The sequence below is a fragment of the Pseudomonas sp. CBZ-4 genome (assembly GCF_000346755.1).
GTDB lineage: Bacteria > Pseudomonadota > Gammaproteobacteria > Pseudomonadales > Pseudomonadaceae > Aquipseudomonas.
On record NZ_ANNV01000090.1, the window covers coordinates 1 to 418 of the forward strand.

Here is a 418-nt window from a genome sequence, read left to right on the forward strand (position 1 = left end):
ACTTCGGCAGTCACAGTGATCTGCGCATTGTCGGCCAGCGCTTCAAACCAGGAACGTAATGCAGGCTTGTTCACCAAACCATTGGCCGCTTCCGTAGAACTAATCAACGCACCACCGGCACCCAGTACGTCCAGCGGCGTAACTCCCGGACTGCTGCAAGTAATCCAGGCACGCTGATTAATGTTGCTCAGCGCCCATTTAGCCAACGACGCCAGCCCATTGCCGGTAAAGGCATTCAGGTCCAGCGTCGACCCACTGGCCAACCCGTTGATCCGTGGCCCTGCCAGGCTGGCGGCCGGAATGGTGCCTACCCTGACGGTCTGAACCTGCGATGGAATAGGGTCCTCAACGCCCCCGCGATCTACCCAATACCGCAACTGCACCGTACTGTTCACGCTGCGGTGCAACACCTTGGCAC

1 pseudogene is annotated in these 418 nt (G+C 59.1%); it reads right to left on the reverse strand.

The features are described 5' to 3' along the window. A pseudogene (locus tag B348_RS01000000129895) lies at positions 1-418 on the reverse strand (YncE family protein); the annotation flags it as partial.